18 protein-coding genes are annotated in these 17,630 nt (G+C 38.2%); 6 read left to right on the forward strand and 12 right to left on the reverse strand.

Annotation, left to right across the window (positions count from 1 at the left end):
• Positions 1-46: 46 nt before the first annotated feature.
• On the reverse strand, positions 47-433 hold the full coding sequence (locus ACP3T3_RS06620) for a hypothetical protein (RefSeq protein WP_426479117.1): 387 nt from the start codon (positions 431-433) through the stop codon (positions 47-49).
• A 282-nt stretch (positions 434-715) separates the two neighbouring features.
• Here ACP3T3_RS06620 and ACP3T3_RS06625 point away from each other — a divergent pair, with 282 nt between their 5' ends.
• A complete protein-coding gene (locus tag ACP3T3_RS06625) occupies positions 716-2,011 on the forward strand; it encodes an NRAMP family divalent metal transporter (RefSeq protein WP_426479118.1) in 1,296 nt (431 codons plus the stop codon).
• Between the two features lie 248 nt (positions 2,012-2,259).
• Positions 2,260-3,354 carry a serine hydrolase domain-containing protein gene (locus ACP3T3_RS06630; RefSeq protein WP_426479119.1) on the forward strand — a complete coding sequence of 365 codons (1,095 nt, stop codon included), beginning with the start codon at positions 2,260-2,262 and terminating at the stop codon, positions 3,352-3,354.
• Between the two features lie 297 nt (positions 3,355-3,651).
• Here the strand turns inward: ACP3T3_RS06630 and ACP3T3_RS06635 are convergent, their stop codons facing one another.
• A complete protein-coding gene (locus ACP3T3_RS06635) occupies positions 3,652-5,397 on the reverse strand; it encodes a CocE/NonD family hydrolase (protein ID WP_426479120.1) in 1,746 nt (581 codons plus the stop codon).
• A gap of 392 nt (positions 5,398-5,789) precedes the next feature.
• Between ACP3T3_RS06635 and ACP3T3_RS06640 the strand changes: the two genes are divergently transcribed.
• The 3 genes from ACP3T3_RS06640 (at position 5,790) to ACP3T3_RS06650 (ending at position 8,045) form a co-directional block, all read left to right on the forward strand.
• Entirely contained in the window at positions 5,790-6,263 is a 474-nt protein-coding gene (locus ACP3T3_RS06640) for a hypothetical protein (RefSeq protein WP_426479121.1), read from the forward strand.
• An 8-nt stretch (positions 6,264-6,271) separates the two neighbouring features.
• Complete coding sequence (locus tag ACP3T3_RS06645; protein WP_426479122.1) at positions 6,272-7,555, forward strand: alginate export family protein; 1,284 nt, start codon at positions 6,272-6,274, stop codon at positions 7,553-7,555.
• A 70-nt stretch (positions 7,556-7,625) separates the two neighbouring features.
• Entirely contained in the window at positions 7,626-8,045 is a 420-nt protein-coding gene (locus ACP3T3_RS06650; protein WP_426479123.1) for an RrF2 family transcriptional regulator, read from the forward strand.
• On the opposite strand, the gene ACP3T3_RS06655 is transcribed toward ACP3T3_RS06650, so the two are convergent.
• The 10 genes from ACP3T3_RS06655 to ACP3T3_RS06700 form a co-directional block, all read right to left on the reverse strand.
• Positions 8,029-9,201 carry a hypothetical protein gene (locus ACP3T3_RS06655; RefSeq protein WP_426479124.1) on the reverse strand — a complete coding sequence of 391 codons (1,173 nt, stop codon included), beginning with the start codon at positions 9,199-9,201 and terminating at the stop codon, positions 8,029-8,031. The two genes, ACP3T3_RS06650 and ACP3T3_RS06655, sit on opposite strands and share 17 nt — an antisense overlap.
• A 32-nt stretch (positions 9,202-9,233) precedes the next feature.
• Positions 9,234-9,461, reverse strand: coding sequence for a hypothetical protein (locus ACP3T3_RS06660; protein ID WP_426479125.1), 228 nt, complete (start codon positions 9,459-9,461; stop codon positions 9,234-9,236).
• A 97-nt stretch (positions 9,462-9,558) separates the two neighbouring features.
• Entirely contained in the window at positions 9,559-10,011 is a 453-nt protein-coding gene (locus ACP3T3_RS06665) for a hemerythrin domain-containing protein (RefSeq protein ID WP_426479126.1), read from the reverse strand.
• A gap of 94 nt (positions 10,012-10,105) precedes the next feature.
• The gene (locus ACP3T3_RS06670) at positions 10,106-12,355 is read right to left on the reverse strand and encodes a nitric-oxide reductase large subunit (RefSeq protein WP_426479127.1); all 2,250 of its coding nucleotides are present in this window, start codon (positions 12,353-12,355) and stop codon (positions 10,106-10,108) included.
• Between the two features lie 47 nt (positions 12,356-12,402).
• Positions 12,403-13,128 (reverse strand): iron-sulfur cluster repair di-iron protein, encoded by a 726-nt coding sequence (ric, locus tag ACP3T3_RS06675; RefSeq protein ID WP_426479128.1) that lies wholly within the window; start codon positions 13,126-13,128, stop codon positions 12,403-12,405.
• Between the two features lie 100 nt (positions 13,129-13,228).
• A complete protein-coding gene (locus ACP3T3_RS06680; protein WP_426479129.1) occupies positions 13,229-13,648 on the reverse strand; it encodes a c-type cytochrome in 420 nt (139 codons plus the stop codon).
• 19 nt (positions 13,649-13,667) lie between these two features.
• Positions 13,668-14,231 carry an SCO family protein gene (locus ACP3T3_RS06685; RefSeq protein ID WP_426479130.1) on the reverse strand — a complete coding sequence of 188 codons (564 nt, stop codon included), beginning with the start codon at positions 14,229-14,231 and terminating at the stop codon, positions 13,668-13,670.
• On the reverse strand, positions 14,228-15,067 hold the full coding sequence (locus ACP3T3_RS06690; protein WP_426479131.1) for a formylglycine-generating enzyme family protein: 840 nt from the start codon (positions 15,065-15,067) through the stop codon (positions 14,228-14,230). The genes ACP3T3_RS06685 and ACP3T3_RS06690 overlap by 4 nt, the downstream gene beginning before the upstream one ends.
• A 35-nt stretch (positions 15,068-15,102) precedes the next feature.
• Positions 15,103-16,140, reverse strand: coding sequence for a copper-containing nitrite reductase (nirK, locus tag ACP3T3_RS06695; protein WP_426479132.1), 1,038 nt, complete (start codon positions 16,138-16,140; stop codon positions 15,103-15,105).
• A gap of 108 nt (positions 16,141-16,248) precedes the next feature.
• Complete coding sequence (locus ACP3T3_RS06700; RefSeq protein ID WP_426479133.1) at positions 16,249-16,680, reverse strand: RrF2 family transcriptional regulator; 432 nt, start codon at positions 16,678-16,680, stop codon at positions 16,249-16,251.
• Between the two features lie 282 nt (positions 16,681-16,962).
• On the opposite strand from ACP3T3_RS06700, the gene ACP3T3_RS06705 reads away from it, so the two are divergent.
• Positions 16,963-17,352, forward strand: a complete 390-nt coding sequence (locus ACP3T3_RS06705; protein WP_426479134.1) for a cupin domain-containing protein — start codon at positions 16,963-16,965, stop codon at positions 17,350-17,352.
• Positions 17,353-17,630 lie beyond the last annotated feature (278 nt).

Raw genomic sequence — 17,630 nt, forward strand, 5'->3', positions numbered from 1 at the left:
AAACAGAATACCTTCCCAGTCAAAAAAAATGACTGAGAAAAACAGATTAAGATTGACGGAATCTTGGCGGCTGCCAGATAGAATTGAGAATTTCTTTATTGTAAAGAGCACTTTTATAAAAGGTCTTCTTGATTTCAATAGGATTAAATACCTTCTCTATACAATGAAAATCTAAGGAAGGATTAATGGTGAAAACCACAGAAAGCAGACTTGTATGTGAAACAAATGGCAATCTCTGGTCCTGATCGTGGTCACTGTCTTTCACAGGGTGATCATAATGGGTTTTCAGAAATGCAGTTAGTGACATTTCCGAATTAAGGCTTTTATGCTGTATATAATGCTCTATAAGGAGCGGCATTTTTAAAAGCTGATACAGTTCAGTTGTAGAAACCAAATACAATGATAACAATAATATGGAAATCAGCTTTTTCACTCTATCAAAATTATTAAATATTTCATTAAGAATGATTTTAAATAAGACTGCAAAAATATCCCTTATAAATAAATAGTATAATTGGGGATGAAAGATAAAATACCAGCCATAATTTCTTTTGTCAACTACCCTACATCAACAATAAAGGGAGGTCTTTATTCGGGAGGAAGCATAAGATTTTTGCTTTTTAATGTATGCGCTACATTACTGATTGGAACTCAAAAAAATATCGATTATTATTCATTTAATAGTATATTGTAAAAACAAATCTGTATTTTTAATATGTCCGCGAAACGTTATGTTCAAGCCCGAGCCAGGAAATTAAAAAAATTCTTTGGATTATTAGATCCGGGATTAACGACCGGTGCTGCCGATGATGATCCTTCGGGAATTGCTACATACTCTCAGACTGGAGCACAGTTTGGCTATGCCCAATTATGGACAGCACTCTATATGCTTCCATTTATGACTGCCGTACAGGAAGCCTGTGCAAGAATAGGAATGGTTACCGGTAAAGGGTTAACAGGAGTAATTAAAGAGCATTATAGCAAAAAAATACTTTATAGCTCTGTAGGATTGGTTGTCATTGCCAATACGATTAATATAGGAGCGGATATCGGAGCCATGGCTGCTGCTGCACAATTAATTATTCCTGCTGATATTGTTATACTAATGTTATTTTTTACTGTTAGTATACTTACTTTAGAGATCTTTACCAGTTATCGGGTATATTCAAAAGTTCTTAAATGGTTGGCATTATCTCTTCTTGCCTACCCTCTTACAGCTTTCATTATTGACCAGCCATGGAAAGAAGTATTAAAAGCCTCTATTGTTCCTCATTTCGAATTTTCTTTCAATTTTCTTTTCATAATCACCGGAGTCTTTGGAACAACGATTACCCCTTATATGTTCTTTTGGCAGGCCTCCCAGGAAGTGGAAGAAGAAAATGAAAGAGGTCTTATTCAAGATGGAAAACCCAAAATCGGATGGCGTCATATTCATGCGATGAGAAAAGATAACAATATAGGAATGGTTATCTCTGAATTTACAACATGGTGTATTATATTAGTTGGAGGAACTGTTTTGCACCATGCTCATATAACGGATATTAATACCGCCGCTGATGCAGCAAAAGCTTTAGAACCTCTAGTACAATCATTTCCCAATTCAGGGTTGATATCAAAAATCATTTTTGCCGTTGGCATAATAGGTCTGGGACTGCTTGCTGTTCCCGTTCTTTCAGGATCTGCATCTTATGCAGTTTCCGAAGCTCTCAATTGGAATGCAAGTTTAAACCTGAAATTTACAAAAGCAAGAGGATTTTATATGGTCATTATTATCTCTACATTTATTGGTCTGTGTATGAATTTTATTGGGATTAACCCCGTGAAAGCCCTTGTTTACACAGCAGTTCTCAATGGTGTAGCTGCCGTACCTCTCTTGTTTTTGATTATCCGGATATCTGCAAGTGAACACATTATGGGAGAATTCAAAAGCAGGTGGCTGTCAAAAGGTTTATTATGGGCAACTTTTTTCTTCATGGCTGCAGCATCAATTGCTATGTTTTTCACTTTTTAAATAAGTTAATGCTATTAATTTTATATGCCATGTTGTGTTATTAAGGAATATAATATTATATCTATTCAAACTGAAAAAAAGTATTAATACAACAAGATTGCAGTAATACTAAAAAAAATACATAATATCCAGATATATTCTGTTGACAAATAAGATTTTTCTATACTTGCAGTTAATTCCAAATCTATTTGGAATGCTGTATATTTGGAGTACACCTTAATATTTCAACAATTACCCACCTAAAATAAATGAAAACAAAATTTCAATTCATTTTTATCTTCCTAATAGCTTGCTACACAAATGCCCAAAATCTTTCAGATAAGATTGATAATATCAGAATTAAGTATCAAATTCCTGCTTTAGAAATTGCTGTGATATCATCGGATTCAATTTTAGAAATGGGAGCATTTGGAACAAACAAGATTAATTCTAATTTAAAAATAACATTGAAAAATAGATTTCATTTAGGTTCAAATACAAAGGCAATTACATCATTTATTGCGGCTAATCTAGTATTACAGGGAAAAATTAATTGGAATACTAATTTTTTCCATCTCTTTCCAGAATTGGAAACAAAGCAAAATCAAAGTAAAGGTCTAACCCTAATTAACCTTCTGAATTTTAAAGTGCCACTTTCGCCGTTTTCCTATGATACACAGATCCCAGAATCTGTCATAACCACGGGAACAAATCAGGAACAACGATACAATATTGCAAAATATTTACTCACTCAAAAAGCGGTAAAAAAAAATAATGATAATTTGTTTTTAACAAACCTTGGCTATCTTTTAGCAGGTCTTATGTTAGAAAAAGTAAGTAAGAAAAATTATAACGAATTAGTCAACGACGTAAATAAAGAACTAAACATTGATTTCAAATTTGGTAATCCAAATACTCAAAATGAGCAACAGACTTACGGACATAATGAGCTATTAATCCCAATTACAGAAGAAAATATAAAATTAAATTGGCTGTTATCAGCGGGAAATATAAACACAACTTTACCCGACTATTCATTATACATTCAAAATTATTTGCAAGGAATTGAAGGAAAAGGAAAACAATTTAATAAAGAAACTTTTGAACAACTTCTATTTGGATTTCCCATCTTTTCTTTTGGTTGGTTCAGCAAAGTTGGAAAAGATGGAAATAGTTATATAAATAATTTTGGAAATGCAAATGGTTATATGTCCTCTGTATCAATATTTAAAGAAAAAAAAATTGCTGTAATTATTTTTAGTAATCTATCTTCAAAATCAGCAAAATCAGGAATTGACATCATATTTGAAATTTTAGCAGATAAATACTGCAGCAAACATGGGTTTGGCGAAATGCAAGATTAAACTCTTAGTTGAGAAGCAATAAATTGTGATTTTTTAGTAATGGTGCTCACTGCACTTAATTCATTGATTTTCATGTACTGCCATACAGCAAATATAATAAATAAAGACAGCAAAAAAACATTCGCTTATTGTTGTCACCCACACTGCCATTACGACAACATTTAATACAATTGGTTGGTCTGGCAATTATTGAACGGTTAGAAAACGAACGTCTACCACGGTTGTCCTATAAACATAACTCAAAAATCATAAGAACTGTCTTTTTTTGTTTAGATGTCCAAAAGAAAATTACATTAATTATTTTAAAACAGGGATCTCAACAAAACTATCGTTAAACCAATGGATAATCAACGGTTCCTTTGCGTCGGCAATGGTTTCGGTTGTTACTGTTTTTCCACTTCCGTAGTTCAGTTCTGAGAAAGGGTTTTTGTTGACATTCAGTACAACGGCCAGCCGGCTTCCTTTCTGCAGCTGTTTGCTGATCAGGTGAGTATTTTCAAATGTGACGGTTTCTTTTTTACCGGGGATCAGCAATTGTCTTTTAGTATTGTCTTTGGCATAACTTGCACGACCAATATAGTAGGAAAGATGAAAATATTTGCCTTCGGGTGTGAGTTCGTAAAGAGTTACTCCCAAATCAAGGTCTTTTTTGTTAATACTCAGTTTTATATTTCCAAGGAACGATCCGTTCACCAGCATAGCATCCAAAGGTTCGCTTATGAAAACGTAGCCGTTACCGGATACACTTTCCCGAATGATGGGATCCGGATAATAATCATTATTGCTGGTTGTATGATCTGCATAATCTACTTTTTGAACCAAATATTTATGGGGGTCAGGTTTATTTTGGCTCAACAAATACTCCGTATCGTTCACTTTAGCAGAACTTAGATAGAATTTCAAATAGCTGTTATGCATAGCCTCCAGTGAAGAAGCACTTCGCCATTCATCTGTTCCTATGACCTGATAATTGATTTTATCTTTCAGAAAAGCAGGTTTTTCTGCACCTTTGAGAATATAATCCAGCCACTGATATGTATATTCCTTAATTGGAAATAAAGCATTTTTGCTAACTGTATATCCGTTGATAATCTCCTGCCCTCCCATTTGTGTTCCGAAATGGCCATAAGGACCGATCACCAGATAAGCCGGTGTCTTAGGATTGTATTTATTGAGCTCGCGCAGGTAATAAATTCCTGAATTCTGAGAATCATTATAATAACCGTCAAATGCCAGTACAGGAATATTAATCCTTGCAAAATCTTCCTTATATGGAGCCATATCCTGCCAATACTTGTCAAATGCAGGATGACTTATCCAACGTTGAAAAAGACGGTTTGGTGTACCGTCAATACTATCCATTTTATTATAGGCTGCTCCAATTTCCCACCATCTGAACATCATATCACGGAATCTCTTTCTGTCGTCACCTGTTTTATTATCCAGATATTTATTACTGCCTACGTAAAAAGACCATTCGTAATTAGGATTGATAAAAATATTATTTTCCATAGGAAGGCCCATTCCAGGACGGTTGGCAACATAAGGGACAATCGTTTTCAGTGCAGGATGAAGATTTTTGGCTGCCGCCCATTGTGTGAAGCCATTGTAGCTTCCTCCATACATTCCTATTTTACTATTACACCATGGCTGCCTGCTGATCCAATCAATAACATCATAAGCATCTTCTCCATCAGTTTCATACGGATAAATCTCAGATTTACTGAAGCGCTTCCCTCGGGTATATGCCATAACACCTACATATCCTCTATCTGCAGCTTCTTTAAGCGACTGTATATCCCGTCCATGATCCCGCACATAGATTGTGAATTGCAATACGACAGGTCCTGGAATATTGTCATTTTTTTTGTGTACCACCATTGCAGAAATCTCCTCTCCATCTCTTGTACGGATCATCACACTATCCTGAATACTGTATATACTTTCCTTTTCCTGCTTACTACCCCACAATGTTTGTTGAGCCTGCACCATTTGTACCGGCAGAAAGTTCAATAGAATCAAAATAAGTGCAGATACTTTCATGAGATTATTTTTAAAGAATTAATAATGCTTTTCGTAAAAATCAGAAATTAATGAGTAAAATGCTGGTTAACCGCTTCCTATTAATTTCTGTCAACCATTAGTTCAATACTTTCCGACCTTCATACGGCCGGTTATATTGTTTTATATATTTAAGACAATTATCATTTCAGAACTGTTACATTTCTGATTTATAGTATTGGTTTGATCCTTTATAATTAACCAGTATATTATTTCTGCAGCTGTTATCAACTTTAATGCCTAGATCCGCATTTCGCCCAGCCAATCACTATTCTATTTTCTTTTTTATATGATTTAACACGGAAAGTAAAAAAAAACACTAAATAGGACAACTTTGTCCGATTTAATAATACCTTTGTAAAAAGACTTCAGGCATGTTAACAATAAATAGAAAATACTTACTTATCTTATCCCTACTATCTCTGCTCCTTAATGCTGGACTGCTGTATGTGTTCTTTTACAAGGGTGAAAAAGTAGTTGTGAGTCCAGACGGAAGAAAGGAAATAAAAATGTCGGAAAAGAACCGGGCTTTTGTCATGAGAGAAATGCGCGGTTTTCTGGAAAGTGTCCAGCAAATAAATGAAGGAATTGCTAAAAACAATCCGGGGATCATTGCCAAAGTCGGTAATCAATCCGGAACGTGTAAAGTGAATGGGGTACCCCAGGGAATGATAAAATCTTTACCGTTTGAATTCAAACAAATGGGATTCGGAACTCACGAGCTTTTCGATGAAATGACAAAAATGGCAAAAGAAAACTACAACCGTCAGCAGACACAGGAAAAACTCAATCAACTGCTTAACAATTGTGTAGCATGTCATAAAACTTACAAAATAACTACTGAATAATCTTTATAATGTGTACTCACACAATTATTGCAGGTCTTTTATTTGCGTCAGGATTAACCTACGCACAAATCGACAGTCTGAAAATGAATATGGACCTAAGAACCAGAGGAGAACTTGATAATGGTGTCAAAACCCTTATTGCAAAAGGAAAATCTGCTGAAACAACAGTTGTTTCGCGGACCCGGTTCGGAATTAATTACTATTATCAAAAGCTGGAAGTGTATGCCTCTGCACAGGATGTCAGAACTTGGGGTGAAACCAACTCGGTTGTTGCAAAGAACCAGAATTTCACCTTATATGAAGCCTGGGTAAAATATGCATTTTCTGAAAAATTTGCGGTTAAGTTTGGAAGACAAATCCTTGCTTACGACAATGAGAGACTGATCGGCGCCTTGGATTGGGCCATGCCGGGAAGAAGTTTTGATGCCTTAAAAGGAATATATACAATTAATCAGAACTCAAAGATTGAGGCTGTATTAACGTATAATAACGATGACAATGACACAAATGATTTTCCTGATAAGGAAGTTTACAGCATTGCAGACGGCGGAGAAATAACAAAATCGCTACAGGTTATCCATTATCAGTTTTCCGGACACCATAAATTCCAGTTTTCTGCTATTGCTATGAATACTGTTTTACAAAATCCTTCCGGAACGCATTACGATATGATAACGGTTGGCGTTAATTCTAAAAAATATTTGTACGGTATAGGATTTTTCGGAGCTGCACATTATCAGACCGGCAAAAATACAGAGGGACAAACCAAGAATGCATACCAACTTTCTTTAAATGCCGATTTTACTGTTTTGCCAGCACTTCATCTAGCAGCGGGCGCCGAATGGCTGTCGGGGAATAATTATAATACGGAACACAGAAAGAATCAGTCCTTCAGTCCGTTATATGGAACCAATCACCTGTACAATGGTCTTATGGACTATTTTTACTCCGGCACGAGTCATTTCAACACGTATGGTCTGAATGATTATTATCTCACTTCTACTCTGACTTTCAATTCAAATGCGGATTTAAAAGCTACCCTTCACACGTTTACAACAAACGGAAAAGCAGGATATGAGAAATCAGGAAAAGATTTATCATCCTATCTGGGAACTGAGCTGGATTTGATTTTCACAAAAAAAATAGGAAAAAACATTACCGCTAATCTCGGACAGTCTTTTATGCTGGCAGGAAGTACGATGGAAATATTAAAAAACAATCCTGATCCTAAAAAACTGCAGACCTGGACCTGGCTTGCATTTAAAATCAATCCGAATTTCAGGTTGAAATAATGATTCCTGATATCTGAGTAATCCGTACTCGTTCTTAAATTCATTATCTTTACATTCACAAACCATATGAATGCTGATATTTTCAAATACCTGCCAATATGCCATTAAAGCCTGTATCGTTCTCGCTGCGGAAAGAGGAAAGATAGGGATCCGGGATGTTTCTGAGAAAATCGGAACACCTACTGCATTTACGTCTAAAATCTTGCAGCATCTGGTAAAAAAAGGTCTGATATCTTCCGGAAAAGGAAAAGGAGGAGGTTTTTATATGAGCGATGAACAGTATGAAAAGCTCAGCATCAGGGATATTTATGAGCATTTCGAGGGCAAAGAAGTTCTGGATTCATGTCTGCTGGGGTTGAAAAAATGCGATGGAGACAATCCCTGCCCTATTCATCATCTGGCCGCTGAAATAAAGCAGAAAGTCGTCCTTATGTTTGAATATAAGATAAAGGATCTGAAAGATTTCGGAAGTGTTATGATGCAGGTGTAAGCTCCTTCAGGAAAGAAGCAATAGAAAGCATGATCAGCACAGAAACAAAAACAAGTGCAAAGGATGCATACGGAAAAGGGATATAAAATGCGGAAAGTGCACCAACCGATACTAAAATAATTTCGTTTAAAACAATACCGAAAATCAACATTCCAATGCTTTTTTTAAGCATATTACTGATTTTTATAGTGTACAACTCTACAATGATCCAAATCAAAAAGAGACTCACCCCCACCAACAGCGCCAGATGAAGATAGGCAATAACTATATTAATATTGCTAAATACTATAGTGCCCAATGCGGGAACTGCCGACAAAGTCTGGAGAATATATTTCACAAAAAACGCGAGTCCGGAAACATACAAAAGAATCTTCTTTATAAAATCCTGGCTCTTAAATACATTTGTTTTTTTAATCCATATCAGCAACTTCATCATTCCGAATACCTGAAGAATAGAAATAAAGCTGAAGAATATCCGCCAGATGTCTTCCATTGCGATCCACAGTACGGAAAGGCCATAGCCGAATAAGCAACCGGCGAATATAAGGTAAAAGATGTTTCTGTTGAGTTTTCCCGGGATGCAGATTCTATATTTCTTTAATACGGTCAGAAACAGTCCAATACACGAAAAGATAAAGAAGCCATTGTACTGATAATGCAGATAAAAATATGTTGATGCCCGAAACAGCACATCATATTCATCTTTTTTTCCTGAAAAATACGCCAGGCCAAAAATTCCTACTGAAGAAAAGACTGCGAAAAAAGCGCCTGCTTTCAGCCAAATGACTTCAGGGTTTGTGTTTTTTTTTGTGTCCATCATCAGAAATACAAAATATGCAAAACCGGTAAACAATACCACCGAAGAGAAAACAATGGAAAGCCAGAAATAGCCTGCATAAAGAAAAGAAAACAGCATTCCGTAAGATCCCAGTTGGTTGGAAATTAGCAGAATTTCATATTTTCTGATTTTAATTTTATTCGTATGCTCGCTGAGGTATCTGACTACAAAAATATAAATGGCAGCTGTCACCCACCCGTAAAATGCAAAATGAGAATGTGACTCCTGCATAAATTTATGAGAAATTCCAGGAAGAGAAAATGCCATTCCGTACCTCAACATCACACCGATAACCGATACGATAAAGAAATTAAACACGCAAAGCTTTATTCAAAATCCGGAAGTTTTCATTATTCCGGGATTTTGCTTATTGTTCTGAATTTCCATTTATCACCTGTTTTTACAACCGAAATATCAAGATATTGTACAGCTCCGCAGCTGGCAGCTTCAAACTGTTTTGCTTTTTTGTCGGCATACTCATAGGTATATCCTATTCCCATTACAACCTTGTGGCCATTACATTCTCCCATAGCCAGATAAAGATATTCTCCCAATTCGGACTTGATTATGGTATTCATTTTATTCAAATTTTAAGTTCACATATTTAATTTTCAGGTCTTCGACAACTTATTTTATACATTCATGTCAGTACAACTCATTGGATAATATATTCAATTACTTCCAAAATTCATCCTGATAGCTATCTTCCTCTTTTCGGTGAAATTGTAGGAGATGCGCTCCAATGTTATCCAGCTCTTCTCCGGAAAGGCGCTCTTCCAGATAAGGGAAAATGATTCGTTCTTCAAAACGGATATGTTTATATAAGGCATCGGCAAAATCAGACAGTAATTCCCTGCTGCCGGACCGACTGATACTTTTAATCAGTTTCCTGATTTGCTTGTGTTCATCTTCCATCTGCATCTGCAAAGACTCATTATTAACTTCAGGAAGCACAATGTCTTCGATGTCGAAATGCCGGCTGAGATTCTTTTCCCAATAATCGGCGACATAATTTTTAATTCTTTCATAAGGAATATCTTTTTTAATTCCTTGTCTGATTTTCCAGCAGCACAACAATCCAAAGTGATGATCACGGGATAGAGGCACTAAATTTTCGTTTCTTTTCATACAGATATTTTTACGGTAGCTCCTTCTCTATTGTTAAAAGCAGGAAAAGAACCGCCACTGTTTTGCAGCGGCAGTTCTATAATCAGATAATTGATTATCGTTTTTCCTTTAAAGACCAGCCTGTTTTCAGCCCGATGATGAAAATCACCAACAGTAATTCTCCGACTGCAAGCAGAATGTCACCAGGCACGCGTAACCAGCGTAAGGTTTTCATAAGATCAGTCTGCATAAATTCTGCAGAACGCGCATACCAGTATCCTTCTTTAATGGAGGCTACAGATTGCATAATGCCTATAGGCAGCAGGCTGATAGTCACCATCACCAGAAGCCCGATATTCGTAAGCCAGAATGCCCAGCCAATTAGCTTGTCGTTCCATTCCCGGTCAGGATATAATCCTCTCAGCATAAACATCATCAGGCCGATTCCCAAAATTCCGTATACCCCGAACAGTGCGGCGTGGCCATGAACCGCCGTGGTGTTCAGTCCCTGAATGTAGTAAAGTGCAATCGGAGGATTAATGGCAAATCCGAAGATTCCGGCACCCAGAAAGTTCCAAAAACACATTGCGATAAAGCAGTAGATCGGCCATTTGTATGCTTTAATCCACTTTGTGGATTTGCTGAGCTGATAATTCTGCCAGGCTTCAAAGCCAATCAGTACCAGCGGAACAATCTCCAATGCGCTGAATGTTGCTCCTAATGCTAAAACAGCCGTTGGTGTTGCACTGAAATACAGATGATGAAATGTTCCCAGAATACCACCGGCAAGAAAAATAATCGTAGAAAATAATACAGCGTGAGTTGCTGATTTCAGCCTTAATAATCCCAGCCTTGTAAAAAGGAACGCGGCTACCACAGTGGCGAACACTTCAAAAAAGCCTTCCACCCAAAGATGAACCACCCACCATCTCCAGTATTCTGCAATAGCCATGTGAGTTTGTCTTCCGTACATGAGCCCTGCTCCGTAAAACATCGCAATTGCTACCGAGGAAAGGGTGAACAGCAATAATAAATGTCTGTCTCCGTCTCTCTTCTTAAGTGCCGGAAGCAATGCCCGGATCATTAAAATCAGCCAGAGAATAAGGCCAACCAGTAATAAAATCTGCCAGATTCTGCCCAACTCCACGTATTCATAGCCGGAGTGGCCCCAAAGAAAATTATCAACATACCCCAATTTCTGCATTACTCCCATCCATTGTCCTGCCAACGAGCCAAAAACAACAATCAGCAGTGCCCCGAACAATGTATTGACACCCAATACCTGATACCTGGGCTCATATCCGGAAACAGCCGGAGCAATATACAATCCTGTAGCCAGCCAGGAAGTGGCAATCCAGAAAATTGCCAGCTGAACGTGCCAGCTTCTGGAAATGGACTGGGGAAGAATTTCATCAAGCGGAATTCCGTAAAAGGCATTTCCTTCCACTCCATAGTGAGCCGTAACTACTCCGGCCAGCATCTGAACCAGAATAAGCAGCGCCACCACCCAGATATATTTTAATGTTGCTCTCATCGAAGCTGTCGGTTTCATATTCCTGAGCGGATCTTCCAGAGGCAGCATCTCCCTGTCATTGATTTCTTCTTCTTTGTTTCTGGCGTGGTATAATACCAGCAGGCCGACGCAGCCAAGAAGCAACAGCACACTGAATCCTGACCACAGGTGCAGCGATGGCGGCGGAACATTTCCTATGGTTTCATCGTGTGGCCAATTGTTGGTATAGCTGACATCATCACCCGGACGGTCTGTGATGCATACCCATGCCGCCCAGGAGAAAAAAGCATTCATTTTAGCCATTCTATCCGCTGTTTTCACAGTATTTTTCGGAATAGCATACTCATCGCGTAATTTCGCCATTTCAGGGGCGTTCATGAAAATTTTAGCATAATATTCGGCTAATTCTGCCTGTACTTTTGCACGTTCAGGAGAAATGACAATCATATTTGTTTTCTCATCCAGTGTATTTTTACGGAGTTCCTTTTTCAGAAGCACTTTGTATTTTGCCTGCTCATCATCCGGTAAATCTTTATATACTTTACCGTCCTTTTTAGCAATTTCATCCAGCAGAAGCAATGATTCCCGATGGAGGTAATCGGCGCTCCAGTCCGGTGCAATGTAGGCTCCGTGGCCCCAAATGCTGCCGACCGTCTGTCCTCCAATCGATTGCCATACATTTTGTCCGTCTTTGATGTCCTGTGCAGTAGCAACTGTTTTCCCGCCGGTAGTTATTACCTTATCGGGTATGGGCGGAATTTTCCGGTAGATTTCCACGCCGTAGAAAATCAGGACTATAAAGGAACCTATGATTACAGCGGCAAGCCAGGTCCATAATTTTTTAGGTGTCATATATTTTTGTTTTAATTCTTAAAATTTGCTTAAAAACAAACCGCGTGTTAATATGTTACTGAAAATTCTTTTTCCAATTCGATGGCTTTCGGAAAGAGGATGTTATTCTCAAGATGAATATGTCGGTGCAGATCGTTTTCAAAATCCTGAAGCATCGCAAAGGTTACTCTGTAGGTATTGCAGGCATCCGCAGGCGGTGTATAATTATCGCTAAGCTCAGCAATTTCACTCAAGCGTTCGCCTTCTGCCGTGTGCTCGTGCTTCATCATATTGACAGGATTTTCCACGGTACCAAAATGAGGCTGCTGAATGACGCTCCCGCCAATCTTTGCTTTAACCATATTTTTGATAAACGGGAAAAGCATCAGCTCTTCTTTTTTCATATGGGCACCCAGATCCTGAGCGGAAACGTAAAAAAGTTCTCTGATCCGGAACAATTCCGGGTGATGTTCTCCATGCACTTTGCAGAGTTTATCTAAAAACTGTTGAAGGACGGGCACCTTTTCCGCTACATAGCGATGGTGAGTTTTCTCTATATAGTCTGCCAGCAAATCAAGCGGCCAGCTTTTAAAATCAATGGATTGTGCAGCATTTTGCGGGAGATTTTCAATCTCTTTATAGATGTTGTCTGCATCAAGCTTCTTGGTTTCACAGGCATTTTCAATTGTTCTGTCTCCTTTGCAGCAAAAGTCGATACCATGTTTCTTGAAAATTGCTGCGGTTCTGAAATCTTCTGCAACGATCTCTCCTATAAAATCTGTTTTGATACTCATAATTAAATACTTTTTTATCTTTTATTATTATAAATTTTTTTTATTTTTTTACCTGTAAAACAACCCAGCATCAATTGGTTATTGTTAATCCTTCCAACCATTATTTTTTCAATGAAAGGATATATTTCACCATTTTTTGTGCATTATCTTTGCTGAGTCCTGCATGCGGAGTCATCGGAATTTCTCCCCAGACACCTTTGCCTCCGTCAATAACTTTCTGTGCAAGGTGATCTATATCAGCATCCGTATATTTTTCAGCAACATCCTGGTAAGCCGGACCAACCAACTTGGAATCTACTTTATGACAGGACAGGCAGTCTGCCCCTTCCACAAGAGCTTTTCCTTCTGTCTCAGGAGATGCGGGTGCTGTTTTTGCGGCAACGGCTGCTGAGTCTACCGGTTTCGGCTCTTCCAGCATGGTATTGGATTCGGCAACAGGTACAGGATCGGTATCTTTTTTATCTGAACAGGAGATGATCGTGAGCGATAACAGCATTGCTGTCATAAATACATTTTTCATTGTTTAAAATTTTAACGGTTTACAATTCTATTTGTTTTCTAATTTCTTTTACGATGGCATCATCATCCGTGTCCAGCCCTTCCTGCTGAAAAGCAAGTGTTCCTTTTTTGGAATAAACACTGATGATATTGGAGTGTGAAAATTCTATGGGAGAAATTTCTTTGTATTTCACTGCCATTATATTGGCAAGTTCATGGGTGTCGGCTTCATTGCTGCGGATGAAGACCCACTTTCTGTTGTCAAATCTATTCACTGCGAGATAGGCTTTCATAACGTCTGGCGTATCTGTTTCCGGGTCAATGGAAATCAGCACGAAACTGATATCTTCAGGATTTGTTTCTCCCACTCTTTCTGAAATTGTTCTCATCTCCGCAGTCAGTCTCGGGCAAGCCGTTTTACAGGATGTAAAAATCATTGCAGCAACAATAACTTTTCCCTTGAAGTCGGAAAAAGTAATGGCATTACCGTCCTGTTTCTGCCATTTTGAACTGACATTGTAAATGGAATCCGAACTTATCTCTTCATTTTTTTTACTGCAGGATAACACTGTCATCGCAAGCAGAATGTATAGTATATTTTTCATTGTTTAAAATTTTTATAATCTTTGGCACATCTGAAACCAAGATTGTTGAGACAGTAATTTGCTTTTAAGCTTCCTCTTAATGCATAGCGGACGAATGCAGCATAATTCCTGAGATCTGACGAAGTAACTGCTGCTCCTGCACAAAAAAGATTCTCATTAGTGGTGTTATCTTTTCTCGATTCCCCGCTCATCATTACCGAATTAAAGTCGTAGGTCCACTCCCAAACCATACCGTACATATTGTAAACACCATAATAGTTGGGCTTCTCCTGTTTTACCAGCTGTCTGATTTTATCTTTTTTCTGATAAGATTTCAGCACGTATTCGGTAAAATGCGATTTTTTTGATGCGTTGGGCGAATTTTGATCGGCCAGTGACACGTATTCCCATTCATCAATGGTGGGAAGACGTTTTCCTACACTTCGGGCATAAGCTTCCGCTGCAAACCAAGATACATTGGTTACCGGCGCTTCGGGATCAAGGTGTTCAGGTATTTGATAATCGCTTTTCCAATGCTTCAGATAGGAACTGTCTGCATATAACCGCAGAACCTTACTTCTTGTCCACTGTGGATTTTTTTTCAGGAATCTAAGATATTCCGAATTGGTTACCGGACTGTCATCCATATAAAAAGATTCTACTTTTATAATTCTCCCTATATCTTTACCAATGAAAGCTTCATACGTCCCGCCCTGAATCTTCACCATTTTCTTAGTATCGTCAACAGGGTTCAGTACAAAATTCTGAGGTTTCGCATCAGGAATAATATGGTTTTGCCCACAGGAAGTTAATACGGCACCCATAAATACGCTTAATATGCTGATTAGAACTTTCATCTTTCCGGAATTAAAACCTCAGTACACACTATTAACTATGGATTTTTTTTGTAAACAGTAGGATTTTCCGGTCCGGTCACTTTTATTTTTCCTAACGCGCCTTTATTAAAGGCTCTGAAAATCGCATGATCCACAATTACATATTCTCCCGGAACAGTTGCTTTGAACTCTACAATAGAAGCTCCGCCCGGAGGAATTACAGTGGTCTGTACATTTTCATTAATCTTGCTACCTCCCTCGATATATACTCTGTCAAAAATTTCTCCGATGATGTGGAATGATGAAGTAAGATTGGGCCCGCCATTCCCGACGAAGAAACGAACGGTTTCCCCAACTTTTGCCTGCAATTCTCCATCTCCCAGCAGGGCACCCGTTTTTCCGTTAAAAACGACATATTCCGGATGTTCAGCAATTGCTTTGTCCATATCAAACTCCTGCAAACCTTTATCTCCGAATTTTCCTTTGGTATAGAAATCTCCCTGCATGATATAGAATTCTTTATCTACTTTTGGGAGCCCGCCTTCAGGTTCGATCAGAATAAGGCCGTACATCCCGTTGGCAATGTGCATTCCTACAGGTGCTGTTGCACAATGATATACGTAAAGCCCCGGATTCAACGCTTTAAAATTGAATATTTTTTCTGTACCCGGAGCAACAAAAGTAGCTTCTGCCCCTCCACCAGGACCATTTACCGCATGAAGATCAATATTATGCGGAAAGGTATTGTTTTCATTATTCTTTAGGTGAAGCTCAATCTCATCCCCCACTCTGGCGCGGATAAAGCTACCTGGAACAGTTCCGTTGAAGGTCCAGAAGTGATATTGTGTTCCGTCTGCAAGCTCTCCTGTCTTTTCAATAGTTTCCAGCTTTACGATCACTTTTTTCGCAGCACGGCTGCCAACCGATACGGGGACATTGGGCGGAGCAACAGACTGCTGGATTTCTGTTGTTCCGTCTGTTTTTATTTTTTCAGTATCGGTATTATTTTCGGAGTTGTCGGAAGCATTTTGCCTACAGGAAATCAGGCTGGTGAATGCTGACAAAATAGCGGCGATGAACAGTAACTTTCTCATGATGGAATTATTTATAGTAATTTTAATTTAGGAGGTTTTTATTGTATCAGTTTATATTTTAATAAGATAAAAACACCTTTTAGTATTTTATTAAATTAATTTTTTTTTTCATTTTTTAAGGAAAGTAAGCTGCAAATCCAGGTTTTCTACAAACAGCTGAATTTTAGATCCTTCCAGCATTACCTGTATGGCCTGCCTGATATGTTTAAACTCGTTATGAATAGGACAGGGATGAGTTTCCGAGCATTCCTTTAATCCTAAACCGCAACCTGAGAACAGCTTATCGCCATCAATTTCCCTCACAATATCGGCAACGGATAACCCCAAATTGTTATCATCCATATAAAAACCACCGTTAGGTCCTTTGGCTGATTGCACAAAGCCCTTTCTGCTTAAATCCTGAAGAATTTTTGCTATGAAATATTCTGGTGAATCAATTCCCGATGCAATATCTTTAATCCCAATCCTGCTTCCGTCTTTAGACTTCTGCGCGATATATATAAGTGCACGGATGGCGTATTCACAGGTTTTGGAAAACATTCTCTGTTATTTTTATGTGACAAAAGTAAAGCAAATTTCCCAAATAAAAGAGTAAAAGGTATTTTATTTTAATGATTATTATCATAATGAAGTTGCTACCCTACCTGCTCTGCATTACGCCAAAAAACCTGAGTAAAAAATAAGCCTGGTAAGCAAGGAGACTCCGAATAAAATTAAGAAGTAAAATGTACAATTCAAAGCGAAAGCCGTCCATTGTACCGGTTTAAGTATTACGCCAACTTTGTCATATCAAATAATAACAATCAAATAATATTTAAAGACATGAGAAATTTACTTTTAACAGTTGGATTATTTACGACATTAATTTCTACCGGTGCATATGCACAGCAATCAGGGATCAAGCGTACAGACCTCCAGAAGCATGATATTGGCATCCCCGGATATGAGACTATTCAGGCCCGCATAGATCTGGAACCTGGCACAGCCGTCGGCATGCACGCCCATCCCGGAGAAGAGGTTATTTATGTACTCGAAGGTTTATTTGAGTATCAAATAGAAGGTGATCAGCCTGTTGTTCTTAAAGCCGGCGATGTCCTTTTTATACCGGCCGGAAAAAATCACTCTGCAAAAAATATTGGTAAGGTTCAGGCTGCTGAACTCGCAACATATATTGTCAGAAAGGATAAGCCATTACTTATATTCAAAAAATAACCGCCTAACGGGAATTGGCACGTCCCGAAATTAAAAAAAAGAAGCAAGCTTATATCAAAGTTATCATGCCGAGGCCAAGATAAAGAGAACGCTTTAATCACTCAATAAAGAACGCACATTCAACAGTTTGTGCGTTCTTTTTTTGTAAAACGATATGAGCATTTGAAAATACCTGCTTAAGCCCGCATCATTACATTTTTCAGCGGGAGAAAAAAGTGCAATTCAAAGCGAAAACCGTCCATTGTAACGCCCTAAGAATTACCCCAACTTTGCCCTAT

Source organism: Chryseobacterium sp. CBSDS_008, assembly GCF_049959325.1.
GTDB lineage: Bacteria > Bacteroidota > Bacteroidia > Flavobacteriales > Weeksellaceae > Chryseobacterium.

Excerpts from the sequence above, each read along its gene's own strand:
- ACP3T3_RS06625 (WP_426479118.1), top strand. The coding sequence starts at position 716 with ATGTCCGCGAAACGTTATGTTCAAGCCCGAGCCAGGAAATTAAAAAAA.
- ACP3T3_RS06630 (WP_426479119.1), top strand. The coding sequence starts at position 2,260 with ATGAAAACAAAATTTCAATTCATTTTTATCTTCCTAATAGCTTGCTAC.
- ACP3T3_RS06635 (WP_426479120.1), bottom strand. The coding sequence starts at position 5,397 with ATGAAAGTATCTGCACTTATTTTGATTCTATTGAACTTTCTGCCGGTA.
- ACP3T3_RS06640 (WP_426479121.1), top strand. The coding sequence starts at position 5,790 with ATGTTAACAATAAATAGAAAATACTTACTTATCTTATCCCTACTATCT.
- ACP3T3_RS06645 (WP_426479122.1), top strand. The coding sequence starts at position 6,272 with ATGTGTACTCACACAATTATTGCAGGTCTTTTATTTGCGTCAGGATTA.
- ACP3T3_RS06650 (WP_426479123.1), top strand. The coding sequence starts at position 7,626 with ATGCTGATATTTTCAAATACCTGCCAATATGCCATTAAAGCCTGTATC.
- ACP3T3_RS06660 (WP_426479125.1), bottom strand. The coding sequence starts at position 9,461 with ATGAATACCATAATCAAGTCCGAATTGGGAGAATATCTTTATCTGGCT.
- ACP3T3_RS06665 (WP_426479126.1), bottom strand. The coding sequence starts at position 10,011 with ATGAAAAGAAACGAAAATTTAGTGCCTCTATCCCGTGATCATCACTTT.
- ACP3T3_RS06670 (WP_426479127.1), bottom strand. The coding sequence starts at position 12,355 with ATGACACCTAAAAAATTATGGACCTGGCTTGCCGCTGTAATCATAGGT.
- ric (WP_426479128.1), bottom strand. The coding sequence starts at position 13,128 with ATGAGTATCAAAACAGATTTTATAGGAGAGATCGTTGCAGAAGATTTC.
- ACP3T3_RS06680 (WP_426479129.1), bottom strand. The coding sequence starts at position 13,648 with ATGAAAAATGTATTTATGACAGCAATGCTGTTATCGCTCACGATCATC.
- ACP3T3_RS06685 (WP_426479130.1), bottom strand. The coding sequence starts at position 14,231 with ATGAAAAATATACTATACATTCTGCTTGCGATGACAGTGTTATCCTGC.
- ACP3T3_RS06690 (WP_426479131.1), bottom strand. The coding sequence starts at position 15,067 with ATGAAAGTTCTAATCAGCATATTAAGCGTATTTATGGGTGCCGTATTA.
- nirK (WP_426479132.1), bottom strand. The coding sequence starts at position 16,140 with ATGAGAAAGTTACTGTTCATCGCCGCTATTTTGTCAGCATTCACCAGC.
- ACP3T3_RS06700 (WP_426479133.1), bottom strand. The coding sequence starts at position 16,680 with ATGTTTTCCAAAACCTGTGAATACGCCATCCGTGCACTTATATATATC.
- ACP3T3_RS06705 (WP_426479134.1), top strand. The coding sequence starts at position 16,963 with ATGAGAAATTTACTTTTAACAGTTGGATTATTTACGACATTAATTTCT.